This is a genomic window from Thioalkalivibrio sp. ALE19, from assembly GCF_000428605.1.
Taxonomy (GTDB): Bacteria; Pseudomonadota; Gammaproteobacteria; order Ectothiorhodospirales; family Ectothiorhodospiraceae; genus Thioalkalivibrio.
In genome coordinates, this window is the sequence record NZ_AUAG01000004.1 from 117884 (window position 1) to 132970 (window position 15087).

General features: G+C 66.6%; 16 protein-coding genes. All 16 read left to right on the top strand.

Annotation, left to right across the window (positions count from 1 at the left end):
* Nucleotides 1-72 precede the first annotated feature (72 nt).
* The 16 genes from mnmG (at nt 73) to F787_RS0103400 (ending at nt 14954) form a co-directional block, all read left to right on the top strand.
* Nucleotides 73-1947, top strand: coding sequence for a tRNA uridine-5-carboxymethylaminomethyl(34) synthesis enzyme MnmG (mnmG, locus tag F787_RS0103325; RefSeq protein ID WP_028491312.1), 1875 nt, complete (start codon nt 73-75; stop codon nt 1945-1947).
* Nucleotides 1937-2596: a 16S rRNA (guanine(527)-N(7))-methyltransferase RsmG gene (gene rsmG, locus F787_RS0103330; RefSeq protein ID WP_028491313.1), complete on the top strand. Its 660-nt coding sequence runs from the start codon at nt 1937-1939 to the stop codon at nt 2594-2596. The genes mnmG and rsmG overlap by 11 nt, the downstream gene beginning before the upstream one ends.
* Nucleotides 2593-3348, top strand: coding sequence for a ParA family protein (locus tag F787_RS0103335; protein WP_018868898.1), 756 nt, complete (start codon nt 2593-2595; stop codon nt 3346-3348). The genes rsmG and F787_RS0103335 overlap by 4 nt, the downstream gene beginning before the upstream one ends.
* A gap of 26 nt (nt 3349-3374) precedes the next feature.
* Nucleotides 3375-4226 carry a ParB/RepB/Spo0J family partition protein gene (locus F787_RS0103340; protein WP_028491314.1) on the top strand — a complete coding sequence of 284 codons (852 nt, stop codon included), beginning with the start codon at nt 3375-3377 and terminating at the stop codon, nt 4224-4226.
* 82 nt (nt 4227-4308) lie between these two features.
* Nucleotides 4309-4710, top strand: a complete 402-nt coding sequence (locus F787_RS0103345) for an ATP synthase subunit I (RefSeq protein ID WP_018868900.1) — start codon at nt 4309-4311, stop codon at nt 4708-4710.
* A 16-nt stretch (nt 4711-4726) separates the two neighbouring features.
* On the top strand, nt 4727-5569 hold the full coding sequence (gene atpB, locus F787_RS0103350; protein WP_028491315.1) for a F0F1 ATP synthase subunit A: 843 nt from the start codon (nt 4727-4729) through the stop codon (nt 5567-5569).
* Nucleotides 5570-5617: 48 nt separating this feature from the next.
* Nucleotides 5618-5854 carry a F0F1 ATP synthase subunit C gene (gene atpE, locus F787_RS0103355; RefSeq protein ID WP_018868902.1) on the top strand — a complete coding sequence of 79 codons (237 nt, stop codon included), beginning with the start codon at nt 5618-5620 and terminating at the stop codon, nt 5852-5854.
* A gap of 53 nt (nt 5855-5907) precedes the next feature.
* The gene (locus tag F787_RS0103360) at nt 5908-6378 is read left to right on the top strand and encodes a F0F1 ATP synthase subunit B (protein WP_018868903.1); all 471 of its coding nucleotides are present in this window, start codon (nt 5908-5910) and stop codon (nt 6376-6378) included.
* Between the two features lie 9 nt (nt 6379-6387).
* Entirely contained in the window at nt 6388-6924 is a 537-nt protein-coding gene (locus F787_RS0103365) for a F0F1 ATP synthase subunit delta (protein WP_018868904.1), read from the top strand.
* A 12-nt stretch (nt 6925-6936) separates the two neighbouring features.
* Nucleotides 6937-8478, top strand: coding sequence for a F0F1 ATP synthase subunit alpha (atpA, locus tag F787_RS0103370; protein ID WP_018868905.1), 1542 nt, complete (start codon nt 6937-6939; stop codon nt 8476-8478).
* 12 nt (nt 8479-8490) lie between these two features.
* Nucleotides 8491-9351 carry a F0F1 ATP synthase subunit gamma gene (gene atpG / locus F787_RS0103375; protein WP_019569324.1) on the top strand — a complete coding sequence of 287 codons (861 nt, stop codon included), beginning with the start codon at nt 8491-8493 and terminating at the stop codon, nt 9349-9351.
* A 56-nt stretch (nt 9352-9407) separates the two neighbouring features.
* The gene (atpD, locus tag F787_RS0103380) at nt 9408-10784 is read left to right on the top strand and encodes a F0F1 ATP synthase subunit beta (protein ID WP_018868907.1); all 1377 of its coding nucleotides are present in this window, start codon (nt 9408-9410) and stop codon (nt 10782-10784) included.
* Nucleotides 10785-10796: 12 nt separating this feature from the next.
* Complete coding sequence (locus tag F787_RS0103385; RefSeq protein ID WP_024328652.1) at nt 10797-11219, top strand: F0F1 ATP synthase subunit epsilon; 423 nt, start codon at nt 10797-10799, stop codon at nt 11217-11219.
* Nucleotides 11220-11319: 100 nt separating this feature from the next.
* Entirely contained in the window at nt 11320-12729 is a 1410-nt protein-coding gene (gene glmU, locus F787_RS0103390; RefSeq protein WP_028491316.1) for a bifunctional UDP-N-acetylglucosamine diphosphorylase/glucosamine-1-phosphate N-acetyltransferase GlmU, read from the top strand.
* 3 nt (nt 12730-12732) lie between these two features.
* The gene (gene glmS / locus F787_RS0103395; protein ID WP_028491317.1) at nt 12733-14583 is read left to right on the top strand and encodes a glutamine--fructose-6-phosphate transaminase (isomerizing); all 1851 of its coding nucleotides are present in this window, start codon (nt 12733-12735) and stop codon (nt 14581-14583) included.
* 74 nt (nt 14584-14657) lie between these two features.
* Entirely contained in the window at nt 14658-14954 is a 297-nt protein-coding gene (locus F787_RS0103400; protein WP_018868911.1) for a hypothetical protein, read from the top strand.
* The last annotated feature ends 133 nt before the right edge of the window (nt 14955-15087 follow it).

The window sequence follows — 15087 nt, forward strand, 5'->3', positions numbered from 1 at the left end:
ATGCGCGCGCTCCTGCTACACTGACCGCTTGCAACGCAGTGGCCCGACCCCCGGGCCGGGAAGTTCTGGAGCATGGCGGAATCCTTCGATGTCATCGTAGTGGGCGGCGGGCATGCCGGTACCGAGGCAGCCCTGGCGGCCGCGCGTACCGGTGCGCAAACCCTGCTGCTGACCCACAACCTCGAGACCGTCGGGCAGATGAGCTGCAACCCGGCGATCGGCGGCATTGGCAAGGGGCATCTGGTCAGGGAGATCGATGCGCTGGGCGGGGTCATGGCGCGGGCCGCGGATGCCGCGGGTATCCATTTCCGCGTCCTGAACCGGCGCAAGGGGCCGGCGGTGCGCGCGACCCGCGCCCAGTCGGATCGCCAGCTCTATCGCCTGGCCGTGCGCCGCGCCGTCGACCAGTGCCTCAACCTGCGGGTCTTTCAGCAGGGCGTGGCTGATGTCGTGCTCGACGGTGACCGCGCTGCGGCGGTGGTGACCGACGGCGGGATCCGCTTCGAGGCCGGCTCGGTGGTGCTGACCGTGGGCACCTTCCTCAACGGCCGGATGCATACCGGCGAGCAGAACCAGGCCGGCGGCCGCGCCGGCGACCCGCCGAGCGAACGCCTGGCGGCGCGCCTGCGCGAGATGGCCTTCGATGTCGGCCGGCTGAAGACCGGTACCCCGCCGCGCATCGACGGGCGCAGCGTCGACTTTTCCGTGCTGGAACGTCAGCCCGGCGACGATCCGCGCCCGGTCTTCTCGTTCATCGGTTCGCGCGACGAGCATCCGCCGCAGCGTGCCTGTCATATCGCCCGGACCACCGAGCATACCCACGCGATCATCCGCGACAACCTCGAGCGCTCGCCGATGTATTCCGGGGCCATCGACAGCACCGGTCCGCGCTACTGTCCGTCGATCGAGGACAAGGTGGTGCGCTTCGCGGACAAGGACAGTCACCAGATCTTTGTGGAACCCGAAGGCCTGGATACCCACGAGCTGTATCCCAACGGCATCTCCACCAGCCTCCCCTGGGAGGTACAGGTCGACGTGGTCCGCAGCATCCCCGGTTTCGCGCACGCACACATCACCCGTCCGGGGTATGCGATCGAATACGATTTCTTCGACCCGCGCGGCCTGACCCCGGCGCTGGCGACCCGCGAAGTCGACAACCTGTTCCTCGCCGGCCAGATCAACGGTACGACCGGCTACGAGGAAGCGGCCGCCCAGGGGCTGGTGGCCGGCCTCAACGCCGCCCGCCACGTCGCCGGGCACGACCCGTGGGTCCCGCAGCGTTCCGAGGCCTACATCGGGGTGCTGATCGACGATCTGGTCACCCGCGGTACCCGCGAGCCCTACCGGATGTTCACTTCGCGCGCCGAACATCGCCTCCTGCTGCGCGAGGACAACGCCGATCTGCGCCTCACGCCGGCGGGCCGTGAAATGGGCCTGGTCGACGACGAACGCTGGACCGTGTTCGGTCGCCGGGCCGAACAGGTGGAGGCCGAACGCGCGCGCCTGGGTGCGACCCGACTGTCGCGCGAACAGCGCCGCAACGAGGCCCTGGTCGCCTACCTCGGCCAGACACCCGATCCCGAAGCGACCCTGGAAGACCTCCTGCGCCGCCCGAACGTGGATTATCCCGGCCTGATGGCCTGCCTGCCCGAGCTGGCTGCGACCCTGCCCGCCGACGTCTGCGAGCAGGTCGAGATCCAGACGAAATATGCCGGCTACATCGAACGTCAGCAGACCGAGGTCCGCCGCCAGGCGCGCGCGGAAAACACGCCGCTGCCGGAAAACCTGGACTACGACCGCGTCCATGGGCTGTCCGCCGAACTGCGGCAGAAACTCGCCGAGTTTCGTCCCCACACCCTGGCCCAGGCGGGGCGCATTCCCGGCGTGACCCCGGCCGCGCTGTCCGCCCTGGCCGTGCATCTGAAGCAGCGGGCCAGTGGCGAATGAGGACACCTGGCGTGCGGAGCTTGCGCGCCACGCCCCCGCCGCGGGTCTGACGGAACCCGCGATCGACGCGCTGGTGACCTGGCTGAGTCAGCTCGAACGCTGGAACCGGGTGCACAACCTCAGCGCGGTGCGCGACCCGCAGCAGATGGTGTCGCGGCATGTCTTCGACAGTCTCAGCCTGCGCCCGTGGCTGCACGGGGAGCGCATCCTGGACGTGGGAACCGGCGCCGGACTGCCGGGACTGATCCTGGCCCTGGTGGACGCGTACGCCCCCGACGGCGATGCGGCCGCGAATCGGCGCTACTGCCTGCTGGACAGTGCCGCCAAGCGCGTGCGCTTCCTGCGTCACGTGATCGGCCTGCTGCGGACGGAAAACGTCGAGGCCCGGCATCTGCGGATCGAGCAGTTCGCGCCGCAGACCCCGTTCGATACCCTGGTCTCGCGCGCCTTCAAGGCCCCCGCCGAGACCCTGCAGCGCGCCGGCCATCTGGTCGCCCCGCAGGGGCGGGTACTGGCGATGCTGGGCCCCGCGGACCGCGCCCGCGAGGCGTTGCCGGCACCGTGGTCGTATCATGCCGTCGAGCCGGTTACCATTCCCGGCGAGCACGCCCCCCGTCACATCGCCATCATCGAGAGAACCGCGCCGTGACCGAAACCCTCGCGATCACCAACCAGAAGGGCGGCGTCGGCAAGACGACCACCTGCGTCAACCTGGCCGCATCGCTCGCCCGTCTGGGCCGTTCGGTGCTGGTGGTCGACATGGACCCGCAGGGCAATGCGACTACGGGATCCGGCGAAGACAAGCATGCCGACGTACGCACCACCTGCGACGTCCTGCTGGGTGATGCACTCCTGGATGATGTCGTGCAGCGCGTCGAGGCCGGCTTCGATCTGCTGCCGGCCAACGGTGACCTGACCGTGGCCGAGGTGCGCCTGATGGAGGAAGAGGGCCGCGAATATCGCCTGCAACAGGCCCTGGCGGATGCCCGCGGCCGCTGGGACTACGTGCTGGTCGATTGCCCGCCGTCGCTCAATCTGCTGACGGTCAACGGTCTGGTCGCCGCCGATGGCGTCGTCATCCCCATGCAGTGCGAGTACTACGCCCTCGAGGGTCTCACCGCGCTGATGCGCACCATCGAGAGCATCCAGCGCGGGCCCAATCCCCGCCTGCGCATCGCCGGACTGCTGCGCACCATGTTCGATGCCCGCAACCGTCTCGCCGGCGACGTCTCCGAGCAGCTGACCGGGTATTTCGGCGACCGGGTCTACAATACCGTGATCCCGCGCAACATCCGCCTGGCCGAAGCCCCCAGCTTCGGTCAGCCTGCTCTGTTGTATGATGCTTCATCGCGCGGCGCGGTTGCCTATCTCGCCCTGGCAGGCGAACTGCTGCGCCGCTGATTGCTCCTTTCGGCAGGATTCGACACATGGCCAGAAGAAACAGTGGACGACTCGGACGTGGTATCGACGCGCTGCTCAGCGGGGCCTCCGAAGAGCCCGGTGAAGAGGATCGCCTGGAATCCGTGCCGGTCGAACGCATCCGCCGCGGCCGTTACCAGCCGCGGGGCCGGATATCCGAAGAAGCGCTGGCCGAACTGACCGAATCCATCCGCTCGCAGGGCATCGTCCAGCCGGTGGTCCTGCGGCCGGTGGACGATGGCTACGAGCTGATCGCCGGCGAGCGACGCTGGCGTGCCGCCCAGCAGGCCGGCCTCGAAACGGTCCCGGCAGTGATCCGCGAGATCCCCGACCAGGCGGCCGCCGCGATGGCCCTGATCGAGAACATCCAGCGGGAAAACCTCAACCCGCTGGAGGAAGCCAGTGCCATCCACCGCCTGATCGGCGAATTCGAACTGACCCACCAGGACGCGGCCACCGCCGTCGGCCGCTCACGCACCGCGGTGACCAATCTCCTGCGGCTGCTGGAGCTCCACGGTGCGGTCAAGGTTCACGTCGACGAGGGCCGCCTCGAGATGGGCCATGCCCGCTGCATCCTCGCCCTGCCGGTTGACGACCAGCCCGAGGTCGCCGAGCGCGTCGTCAAGCGCGGCCTCTCGGTACGCGCCACCGAACAGCTGGTTCGCCGCACCCTCGAGCAGAAGGATGCCGAGCCGGTCTCCACCGAGCCACCGCCCGAGATCCGGCAACTGGAGAGCCGCCTTGCCGACACCCTGGGTGCTCCCGTCCAGGTGCGTTACAACCGTCAGGGCAAGGGCCGGCTGGTGATCGAATACAACTCCCTCGACGAGCTCGACGGAATCCTGTCACATATTCAGTAACCCGGTCGGCCCCCGCGGGTCGCGTTGACCTCCCTTAAGGGCCCACTTATACTGCGCGCAATTTTCCGGAGAGGGGTGGGTTGTGCCCATCCACCAGATGACACCGCGACGCTTCAGCCCTGCCATCCAGTCGCTCGGTCTGCAGCTCGCAGTCACCCTTCTCCTGACGGTGCTCTTGCTGGTGCTGTCGTTACCGTCGGCCGCCATCTCGATGGCGCTCGGCGGCGGGATTGCCGCCCTCGGAAACGCCGTGATGGTATTTGCGGTCTTCGGGGCGTATCGTGCGTCGGCTGCCCGGAACCTGGCCGGGCGCATGATGCTGGCTCAGGTATTCCGGCTGCTGCTCATCGCAGCCGCATTTGCGGCGGTGTTCGCGGGTTACGAGAACCCCGACCTGCCCGCCCTGTTCGGTGGCTTTCTCGCGGTGCATCTTCTGCCCGTGTGGTGGGTCCACCGGGCATCCGCCCAAGCAATGAAGAGATAGCGACATGGCTTCAGAAATGGACGACCATATCAATCACCATCTCACGAACCTGACCTTCGGGTATCACCCGGAGAACGGGCTCGGCTTCGCGATGAGCGCATCGGAGGCTTCCGAGATGGGTTTCTGGGCCATCCACGTCGATTCGATGATCTGGTCCATCGGGCTCGGCCTGCTGTTCATCCTCAGCTTCCGTTACGCGGCCAAGCGGGTCACCGCCGGTGTACCCGGTGGCTGGCAGAACTTCGTCGAATGGATCATGGAATTCGTCGACACCAACGTGCGCGGTTCGTTCAAGCACAAGAACGACCTCATCGCGCCGCTGGCGCTGACCATCTTCATCTGGATCTTCCTGCTCAACCTGATGGACCTGGTGCCGGTGGATCTGATCCCGCACCTCGCCTATCTGCTGGGCATCCCGTACTTCAAGATCGTGCCCACGACCGACATCAACGTGACGATCGGCCTGGCGCTGGGCGTGTTCATTCTCATCATCTATTACTCGCTGAAGATCAAGGGTCCGGTGGGTTTCTTCAAGGAGCTGACCGGTGCGCCGTTCCAGACCTCCATCGCCCCGCTGAAGCCCCTGACCTGGGTGGCCAACTTCGTGCTGGAAGTCGTCGACCTCCTGGCCAAACCGGCTTCTCTCGCCCTGCGACTGTTCGGCAACCTGTACGCCGCCGAGATGATCTTTATCCTCATCGGCCTGATGTACTCCGCCGGACTGATGTTCGGGCTCGCCGGGGGCGTGCTGCACGTCGGCTGGGCGATCTTCCACATCCTCGTGGTGCCGCTGCAGGCCTTCATCTTCATGGTGCTGACCATCGTCTATCTGGACATGGCTCACTCGGAAGACCACTGATAACCCTTAACTTCAACTGACCGTCTCAACTTCACTGGAGATATTACGATGGAAATGGCTAACGCTCTGGTTATTATCGCCGCCGCTCTGATGATGGGCATGGCCGCTATCGGCGCCGCGATTGGTGTCGCCACCCTCGGGGGTCGCTTCCTCGAAGGCGCTGCCCGTCAGCCGGAACTGATCCCGATGCTGCGCACCAACTTCTTCATCGTTGTGGGTCTGACCGACGCCGTGCCGATGATCTCGGTGGGTATCGGCCTGTACGTCCTGTTCGTTCTCGGCTAAGGGCTGATCGAGTCACGAGGATCCCTCACCACTCGTCAACCTGAGGTAGCAGGATGAATATCAATCTCACCATCATCGGGCAGCTGCTGGCCTTCAGCGTTTTCGTATGGTTCACCATGCGATTCGTCTGGCCGCCGCTGACCCAGGCCCTGGAGGCACGGCGCAAGAAGATCGCCGACGGCCTCGCGGCCGCCGAACGCGGCGAGAAGGAACAGGAGCTGGCCCAGGAGCGTGCGACCGAGGTCATCAAGGAGGCCAAGCAGCAGGCCAACGACATCGTCGCCTCCGCTCAGAAGCGTGCCAACGAGCTCGTCGAGGAAGCCCGCACCAACGCCCGCGAGGAAGGGGAGCGAATCAAGGAATCGGCGCAGGCCGAAGCCGAGCAGGAGCTCAACCGCGCGAAGGAGGAACTGCGCAAGCAGGTCTCCGACCTGGCGGTGCAGGGTGCCGAGCAGATCCTGGCCAAGGAGATTGACGCCAAGGCCCACGGTGACCTTCTCAAGAAGCTCGCTGCCAAGCTGTAAGGAGAGGCTATGTCAGACCTGATTTCGGTAGCCCGACCCTACGCCCGCGCCGCTTTCGAGCGGGCACGCGAGGACCAGGACCTCGCCGGCTGGGCCGAGCAGCTGGAATTGCTGGCGGCGATCGCCGGCGATTCCCGGATGCACGATCTCCTCTCGAATCCCCGGGTGCCGCGGGACAAGCGTGCCCAGCTCGTGCTGGACATCGCCGAGGGCAAGCTCAACGACGGTGTGGCCAATCTGGTCCGCCTGCTGGGCGAGAACGGTCGCCTGCCGGCGCTGCCGGCCGTGAGCGAGGCCTTCAACGCGCTGAAGGCCGAAGCCGAAAGCCGCGTGGAGGCCGAGGTCATTGCGTTCCGCAAACTCACCCAGGCGCAGGAGAAAGAGATCCACAAGGCGCTGTCCGAACGTCTCGGCCGCGAAGTGGATCTGACCTCCTCGGTCGACAGCTCCCTTCTTGGAGGGGCCATCATCCGCGCCGGCGACCTGGTCATCGACGGCTCCGTGCGAGGCCAGCTGGACCGCCTGGCTGCCAATTTGAGTCGCTAAGAGGAAATTATCATGCAACTGAATCCCTCCGAGATCAGTGATCTGATCAAACAGCGCATCGACAAGTTCGATGCGGGCTCCGAGGCCTCGAACGAGGGCACCGTGGTCAGCCTGCAGGACGGCATCGCCCGCGTTCACGGCCTGGGCGACGTCATGCAGGGCGAAATGCTCGCCTTCCCCGGCGAAACCTACGGCATGGCGCTCAACCTCGAGCGCGACTCCGTGGGTGTGGTGATCCTCGGTGATTACAACCACCTGCGCGAAGGCGACACCGTCAAGTGCACCGGCCGCATCCTCGAGGTCCCGGTGGGCGACGAGCTGCTCGGCCGCGTGGTCGATTCGCTCGGGCAGCCGCTGGACGGCAAGGGCGCGATCGAGACCGGTCAGACCAGCCCGATCGAGCGCATGGCGCCCGGCGTCATCGAACGACAGGGCGTGGACCAGCCGCTGCAGAGCGGCATCAAGGCCATCGACGCCATGGTCCCCGTCGGCCGCGGTCAGCGCGAGCTGATCATCGGCGACCGCCAGACCGGCAAGACCGCCGTGGCCGTGGATGCGATCATCAACCAGAAGGATTCCGGCGTGAAGTGCATCTACGTCGCCGTTGGCCAGAAGGCCTCCTCGGTGGCGTCGGTGGTGAACAAGCTCGAGCAGGCCGGCGCGATGGATAACACCATCGTTGTCGCGGCCAACGCGTCCGAATCCGCCGCGATGCAGTTCATCGCCCCCTACGCCGGCTGCGCGATGGGCGAATACTTCCGTGACAAGGGCGAGGACGCCCTGATCGTCTACGACGACCTCACCAAGCAGGCCTGGGCGTATCGTCAGGTGTCGCTGCTGCTGCGCCGTCCGCCGGGCCGCGAAGCCTATCCGGGTGACGTGTTCTATCTGCATTCGCGTCTGCTGGAACGTGCCTCCCGCGTCAACGAGGAGTACGTCGAGCGTGCGACCAATGGCGAGGTCAAGGGTCAGACCGGATCGCTGACCGCCCTGCCGATCATCGAGACCCAGGCCGGCGACGTGTCCGCGTTCGTGCCGACCAACGTGATCTCGATCACCGACGGTCAGATCTTCCTCGAAACCGACCTGTTCAATTCGGGCATCCGCCCGGCGATCAACGCCGGTCTGTCCGTTTCCCGTGTCGGTGGCTCGGCCCAGACCAAGATCATCAAGAAGCTGGGCGGCAGCGTGCGTCTCGACCTCGCCCAGTACCGCGAACTGGCCGCGTTTTCGCAGTTCGCCTCCGATCTGGACGAAACCACGCGCAAGCAGCTGGATCGCGGGAAGCGCGTTACCGAGCTGATGAAGCAGGGCCAGTACCAGCCGATGTCCATCGGCGAGATGGCGTTCTCGCTGTACGCGGCCAATCAGGGCTACCTCGACGACGTCGAGGAAGACAAGGTCGTGGATTTCGAACGCGAACTCCAGGCCTGGCTGCGCTCGAACCAGAAGGCGCTGCTCGACGAGATCAACAGCAGCGGCGACTACAACGACTCCATCCAGGAACGCATGACCGCCGCCCTGGACGAGTTCAAGTCCAAGAACACCTGGTAACGGGAGCGCGCAATGGCGGGCACGAAGGAGATCCGGACGCAGATCAAGAGTATCCAGAATACTCAGAAGATCACCAAGGCCATGGAAATGGTGGCCGCGTCCAAGATGCGCAAGGCCCAGGACCGCATGCAGGAGTCCCGGCCGTACGCCGAAAAGATCCGCGACGTGATTGGTCACGTCGCGATGGCGAACGCCCAGTACCGTCACCCGTTCATGGTGGAGCGCGACGTCAAGCGCGTCGCCATGATCGTGGTGTCCACCGACCGCGGGCTGTGTGGCGGCCTGAACACCAACCTGTTCAAGCAGGCGGTCGCGGAAATGCGGCGCTACCGCGACGAAGGGGTCGAGGTGGATCTCTGCGTGTTCGGCAACAAGGCGCTGCAGTTCTTCCGGCGGCTGGGCGGCAACATCGTGGCGCAGGCCACGGATCTCGGTGACCGCCCGCACCTCTCCGATCTCATCGGAACCGTGAAGGTGTTGCTGGACGATTTCCGCGAGGAAAAGATCGATCGCGTCGTCCTGGTGGAAAACAAGTTCGTCAATACCATGACGCAGAAGCCGCAGGTCACGCAGCTGCTGCCGACCGCGCCGAGCGCGGACGAAGAACTGGAATACCACTGGGACTACATCTACGAGCCGGAGCCCTACGAGGTCCTGGATACCCTCGTCGAGCGCTACGTGGAATCCCTGATCTATCAGGCCGTGGTCGAGAACGTGGCCTGCGAGATGGCCGCGCGGATGGTGGCGATGAAGGCGGCATCCGACAACGCCGGCACGATGATCAAGGACCTCCAGCTGGTCTACAACAAGGCACGCCAGGCCGCGATCACGCAGGAGATTTCCGAGATCGTCAGCGGCGCCGCGGCGGTCTAGCGACCGCCTCCGGCAGGCCCGACGCGGCAAGAATTACGACTTAGAGGATTGAACGCATGAGCTCTGGAAAGATTGTCGAAATCATCGGCGCCGTCGTGGACGTGGAGTTCCCCCACGGCGAGGTGCCCAGGGTCTACGACGCCCTGACGCTGGAAAACGGCCTGACCCTCGAGGTCCAGCAGCAGCTGGGCGACGGGATCGTCCGGACCATCGCCATGGGCAGCACCGACGGCCTCAAGCGCCAGACCGCCGTGACCAATACCGGGGGCCCGATCTCCGTGCCGGTGGGCCAGGGCACCCTGGGCCGGGTGATGGACGTGCTGGGCCGCCCGGTGGACGAGGCCGGCGACGTGGAGACCGAAGAAAAATGGTCGATCCATCGCAAGGCCCCGAGTTTTGACGAACAGGCGGGATCAACCGACCTGCTGGAAACCGGGATCAAGGTCATCGACCTGCTCTGCCCCTTCGCCAAGGGCGGCAAGGTGGGCCTGTTCGGCGGCGCCGGCGTGGGCAAGACCGTCAACATGATGGAGCTCATCCGCAACATCGCCATCGAGCACAGCGGGTACTCGGTGTTTGCCGGCGTCGGGGAGCGTACTCGTGAAGGGAACGACTTCTATCACGAGATGAACGACTCCAACGTGCTCGACAAGGTGGCGCTGGTCTACGGCCAGATGAACGAGCCGCCGGGCAACCGTCTGCGCGTGGCGCTGACCGGTCTGACGATGGCGGAGTACTTCCGCGACGAAGGCCGTGACGTGCTGATGTTCATCGACAACATCTACCGTTACACCCTGGCCGGTACCGAGGTCTCGGCGCTGCTGGGCCGCATGCCCTCCGCGGTGGGTTACCAGCCCACGCTGGCGGAAGAAATGGGTGTGCTGCAGGAGCGCATCACCTCCACCAAGAAGGGCTCGATCACCTCGATCCAGGCGGTCTACGTCCCGGCGGACGACCTTACCGACCCGTCCCCGGCCACGACGTTTGCGCACCTTGACGCGACCGTCGTGCTGTCGCGCCAGATCGCGGAGCTGGGCATCTACCCCGCGGTGGACCCGCTGGACTCGACCTCGCGTCAGCTGGATCCGCAGATCATCGGCCAGCAGCACTACGACACCGCGCGTGCGGTGCAGGGTACGTTGCAGCGCTACAAGGAGCTGAAGGACATCATCGCGATCCTCGGCATGGACGAGCTGTCGGAAGACGACAAGCTGGTCGTGGCCCGGGCGCGCAAGATCCAGCGCTTCCTGTCGCAGCCGTTCTTCGTTGCGGAAGTGTTCACCGGCGCCCCCGGCAAGTACGTGTCGCTCAAGGACACCATTCGTGCCTTCCAGGCCATCGTGGACGGTGAGTACGATCACCTGCCCGAGCAGGCGTTCTACATGGTGGGTACCATCGAGGAAGCCGTCGAGAAGGCCGACAAACTCGGCTAAGGAGCACCTGTCATGCCAATGACAATGCATGTGGACGTGGTCAGTGCCGAGGAGTCGATCTACTCCGGCACGGCCGAGATGATCGCGGCCCCGGCCGAGGAAGGCGAGGTCGGCGTGTATGCCGGTCACCTGCAGATGCTGGTTCGTCTGAATCCGGGCGAACTGCGCATCCAGGAGAAGGAAGGGGCGGAGCCCCAGCCGGTGTTCGTCTCCGGGGGCGTGATGGAGGTGCAGCCGCGCCACGTCACGGTGCTCGCGGATACCGCGGTCCGCGCGAAGGACCTGGACGAGGCCGAGGCGCTCGAGGCCAAGAAGCGGGCGGAGGAAGCCCTGGCCGACAAGCAGGCCGACTTCGATTATGCCAAGGCGCAGGCCGAGCTTGCGGAAGCCGCGGCCCGGCTGCAGATGATCGAAAAGCTGCGTCGCCGCCGCTGAACCGGCGGCAGACACGGCAGGGAAGGATCACAAGGCCGCCTCTCTCGGGCGGCCTTGTTGTTTGTGGTCCCGGCCGGGATCTCGGTATGGAAGGGTAATTGTGGAACGACTGCATCTGATCATACTCGCCGCCGGCAAGGGCACGCGGATGCGCTCGGCCCTGCCCAAGGTGCTGCAGCCGCTGGGTGGCCGACCCATGCTGGCGCACGTGCTCGAGCGCGCGGACCGGCTGGAGGCCAGCGCCGTTCATGTCGTGGTCAGCCACGGCCGGGAGGCGGTGCAGGCGGCCTTCGCGCAGCGAGAGGACCTGCGCTGGGTGGACCAGGGCCATCCCGGGGGCACCGGACACGCGGTGGCCCGCGCCCTGGAGGGGATCCCCGACGGTGCGCGGGTTCTGGTGCTGTATGGCGACGTGCCCCGGATCCCGTTGGCAGACCTGGAAGGCTGTGCGCGTACGCGGGAGACGCTCACGGTGCTTGGTACCCGGGTGGCCGATCCCCGTGGCTACGGGCGCCTGATCGAAGACGCGCGGGGCAATCTGGAGCGGATCGTGGAGGACAAGGAGACGGACGCTGCGGAGGCCGCCGTGAACCGCATCAATACCGGGGTCCTGGCGGGCGATGCGGTGGCGCTGAGACGCTGGCTGGGTGCGTGCGAGCCCCCGGCCGATGCCGAGCGCGAGTGGTACCTGACGGATGTGGTCGCGGTGGCCCGGGGCGAGGGCCAGTCGGTGGCCCTGATCGACAGCCAGGACCCCGACGCGGTCCTGGGCGTGAACGACCGGGCGCAGCTTGCGGTGCAGGAACGCCTGCTCCAGCGGGAGATCGCCGATGAATCCATGCGTGAGGGTCTGGCACTGGCAGACCCGGCCCGGTTCGATTGCCGCGGTACGCTGGAGTTCGGCCGCGACTGCCGGCTGGACGTGAATGTCGTGGTGGAGGGAACGGTGATCCTCGGCGATGATGTAGAAATCGGTGCCGGGTGCGTGCTGCGTGACTGTCGTATCGCTTCCGGCGCGCGGCTGCAGCCGTATACGGTGGTCGAGGGCGCCCGGCTCGGCGAGCGGGCCGAGGCCGGCCCGTTCGCGCGCCTGCGTCCGGGGGCCGATCTTGGCGAGGGCGCCCGGGTCGGCAATTTCGTCGAGGTGAAAAACGCGCGCCTGGAGTCCGGTGCCAAGGCCAACCATCTTGCCTACGTCGGCGATGCGCGGGTCGGTACCGGCGCCAACCTGGGGGCAGGCACCATCACCTGTAATTACGACGGGGCCAACAAGCATCACACCGAGATTGGCGCGGACGCGTTCATCGGCTCCAACACCGCGCTGGTCGCGCCGGTTTCCATCGGTGCGGGCGCGACCGTGGGCGCGGGCTCGACCATCAGCCGCGACGTGCCGGCCGGCGCGCTGGCCCTGACGCGGGCGCCGGCACGGACCGTGGAAGGCTGGCAGCGTCCGGCCCGGAAACCGAAATCGGGCGAAGCCGGCACCGGGGAAACGGAAGACGGGGACTGAACCATGTGCGGACTGGTTACCGGCATAGCCGAGCGCAACATCGTTCCGCTGCTGATCGAGGGCCTGCACCGCCTGGAATACCGGGGCTATGACTCCGCGGGGGTCGCGATCGCCCGCCCGGCCGGCATTGACGTCGTTCGTACCGAGGGCAAGGTCGCCGCGCTGGAGGAGCGGGTCGCGCAGGCCGGGCTCCAGGGCCAGGCCGGTCTGGCTCACACCCGCTGGGCCACCCACGGGCGGCCCTCCGAGGCGAATGCGCATCCGCACCTGTCGCGCGACCGGCGCGTCGCGATTGCCCACAACGGCATCATCGAAAACCATGCGGCCCTGCGGGACGCCCTGGCGGCCGATGGCTGGAACTGTGCATCCGACACCGACAGCGAGGTCATCGCCCACCTGATCGAACAGGCGCTGGCTGCCGGGGACGAACCGGTGGCGGCCGTGCGCGGCGTCTGCGCCCGACTCCAGGGGGCGTGGGCGCTGGCCGTCACCGTGGCCGATGCACCGGACCGGGTCATCGTCGCCCGTCATGGGTCGCCCCTGCTGATCGGTCTGGGGATCGGCGAGAACTTTGCGGCGTCCGACATGCAGGCACTGCTGCCGGTCACCCAGCGGTTCATCGATCTGGAAGAAGGCGACATCGCGGTCCTGCGACGCGATCGCGTCGAGATCGAGGATGCCCGTGGCAACACGGTCACCCGCGAGGCGCGCGAGACCCGCTGCGAGGTGACCATCGCCGATCGCGGCGATTACCGCCATTTCATGCTCAAGGAGATCCACGAGCAGCCCCGCGCCCTGGCCGACACCCTGGCCGGACGGTTCGGCCACGACGGCGTGCTGCCGAATCTGCTCGGCCCGGACACCGACCGTCTGTTGTGCGACGTCACCTCGGTGCAGATCGTCGCCTGCGGCACCAGCTATCACGCGGGCATGGTGGCGCGGTACTGGATCGAGGATTATCTCGGCATGCCGGCACAGGTGGAGGTGGCCAGCGAATACCGTTATCGCCGGCATGTGGTCGCTCCCGGGACCCTCCTGCTGGTGCTGTCGCAGTCCGGGGAAACCGCTGACACCCTGGCGGTCCTGCGCCAGGCGCGTGAAGAGCCCTTCGCCGCGCGGCTGGCCATCTGCAACGTACCCGAGAGCACCATGGCCCGGCTCGCGGACCTGGTCCTGATGACCCAGGCCGGCCCCGAGATCGGCGTCGCCTCCACCAAGGCCTTCACCACCCAGCTTGCCGCGCTGGCCGTCCTGGTGCTCCTGCTCGGCGATACGGCGCGCACCGCGCGGCTCGGGGCCGCCGACCGCCAGGACGGTATCCGGGCGCTCCAGTCCCTGCCGGCAATGGCCGACGCCGCGTTGCAGCTGGACGGGCGCCTCGCGCTGGTGGCGGAGCATCTGGTGGAACGCCACCACGCGCTGTTCCTGGGGCGGGGGGTGCATTACCCGATTGCACTGGAAGGCGCCCTGAAGCTGAAGGAGATCTCCTACATCCATGCCGAGGCCTACCCGTCGGGTGAGCTCAAGCACGGGCCCCTGGCGCTGGTGGACGCCGAAATGCCGGTCATTGCGGTCGCGCCGGATGACGCCCAGCTGGAGAAACTCGCGAGCAACCTGCAGGAGGTACGGGCCCGCGGCGGGGAGCTGATCGTGATCGGCGAGGAGGCGGCGGCACGCGCTCTGGGCCCGGATGACACCTGGGTCGGGATGCCCCACGACGGCCCGCTGAACCCGTGGATCGCCCCCGTTCTTTTCGCGATCCCGTTGCAGCTGCTCGCGTATCACACCGCCGTGCTCAAGGGGACCGACGTGGACCAGCCGCGCAATCTGGCCAAGTCCGTCACCGTGGAATAGTCCGCATGGCTTGTATTGCCGCGCCGGCTTCGCTAGATTCCCCGGCGTCCTGAAAACCGTGACCGGAGTACCCCATGGATCAGCAACAGATCAATCAGCGCTGCGTCGAACTGTTCAACTCGCCGCGCGTGCAGACCAAGATGTGGAATCCACGCATGTTCTGGGAGGTGGGGCGCCACCTGAACGTCACCTCCGACCAGCTGACCGATCCGAAGGTAGACGTCGCCGAACTGGAAGTGATGCTCTCGGCCGCGGCCTATGAGCCGTCGCAGTGCGCGGACGAGGTCAACCAGCGCGAAAGCGGCCGTGCGGACTTTATCCGCCGCGCCGTGCAGTCCGGCCAGCGCCCGTTCCTGCGCCGCGCCGACTGAGGCGATTTCGTGTTCGGCCTCCGCGTAGGAGGCGAGCCCCCTCGCCGACCCGGCGCAGGCGATTGGCCGGACGCAAAATCGGCCGGAGGGCCGGCCTCCTGCCGGGGCCAGGGTTCGACCTCCTCCCTGTAGG

What these genes read in the sequence shown, in the direction of transcription:
- mnmG (WP_028491312.1), top strand. Translation starts at nt 73, where the DNA reads ATGGCGGAATCCTTCGATGTCATCGTAGTGGGCGGCGGGCATGCCGGT.
- F787_RS0103340 (WP_028491314.1), top strand. Translation starts at nt 3,375, where the DNA reads ATGGCCAGAAGAAACAGTGGACGACTCGGACGTGGTATCGACGCGCTG.
- atpB (WP_028491315.1), top strand. Translation starts at nt 4,727, where the DNA reads ATGGACGACCATATCAATCACCATCTCACGAACCTGACCTTCGGGTAT.
- atpE (WP_018868902.1), top strand. Translation starts at nt 5,618, where the DNA reads ATGGAAATGGCTAACGCTCTGGTTATTATCGCCGCCGCTCTGATGATG.
- F787_RS0103360 (WP_018868903.1), top strand. Translation starts at nt 5,908, where the DNA reads ATGAATATCAATCTCACCATCATCGGGCAGCTGCTGGCCTTCAGCGTT.
- F787_RS0103365 (WP_018868904.1), top strand. Translation starts at nt 6,388, where the DNA reads ATGTCAGACCTGATTTCGGTAGCCCGACCCTACGCCCGCGCCGCTTTC.
- atpA (WP_018868905.1), top strand. Translation starts at nt 6,937, where the DNA reads ATGCAACTGAATCCCTCCGAGATCAGTGATCTGATCAAACAGCGCATC.
- atpG (WP_019569324.1), top strand. Translation starts at nt 8,491, where the DNA reads ATGGCGGGCACGAAGGAGATCCGGACGCAGATCAAGAGTATCCAGAAT.
- atpD (WP_018868907.1), top strand. Translation starts at nt 9,408, where the DNA reads ATGAGCTCTGGAAAGATTGTCGAAATCATCGGCGCCGTCGTGGACGTG.
- F787_RS0103385 (WP_024328652.1), top strand. Translation starts at nt 10,797, where the DNA reads ATGCCAATGACAATGCATGTGGACGTGGTCAGTGCCGAGGAGTCGATC.
- glmS (WP_028491317.1), top strand. Translation starts at nt 12,733, where the DNA reads ATGTGCGGACTGGTTACCGGCATAGCCGAGCGCAACATCGTTCCGCTG.
- F787_RS0103400 (WP_018868911.1), top strand. Translation starts at nt 14,658, where the DNA reads ATGGATCAGCAACAGATCAATCAGCGCTGCGTCGAACTGTTCAACTCG.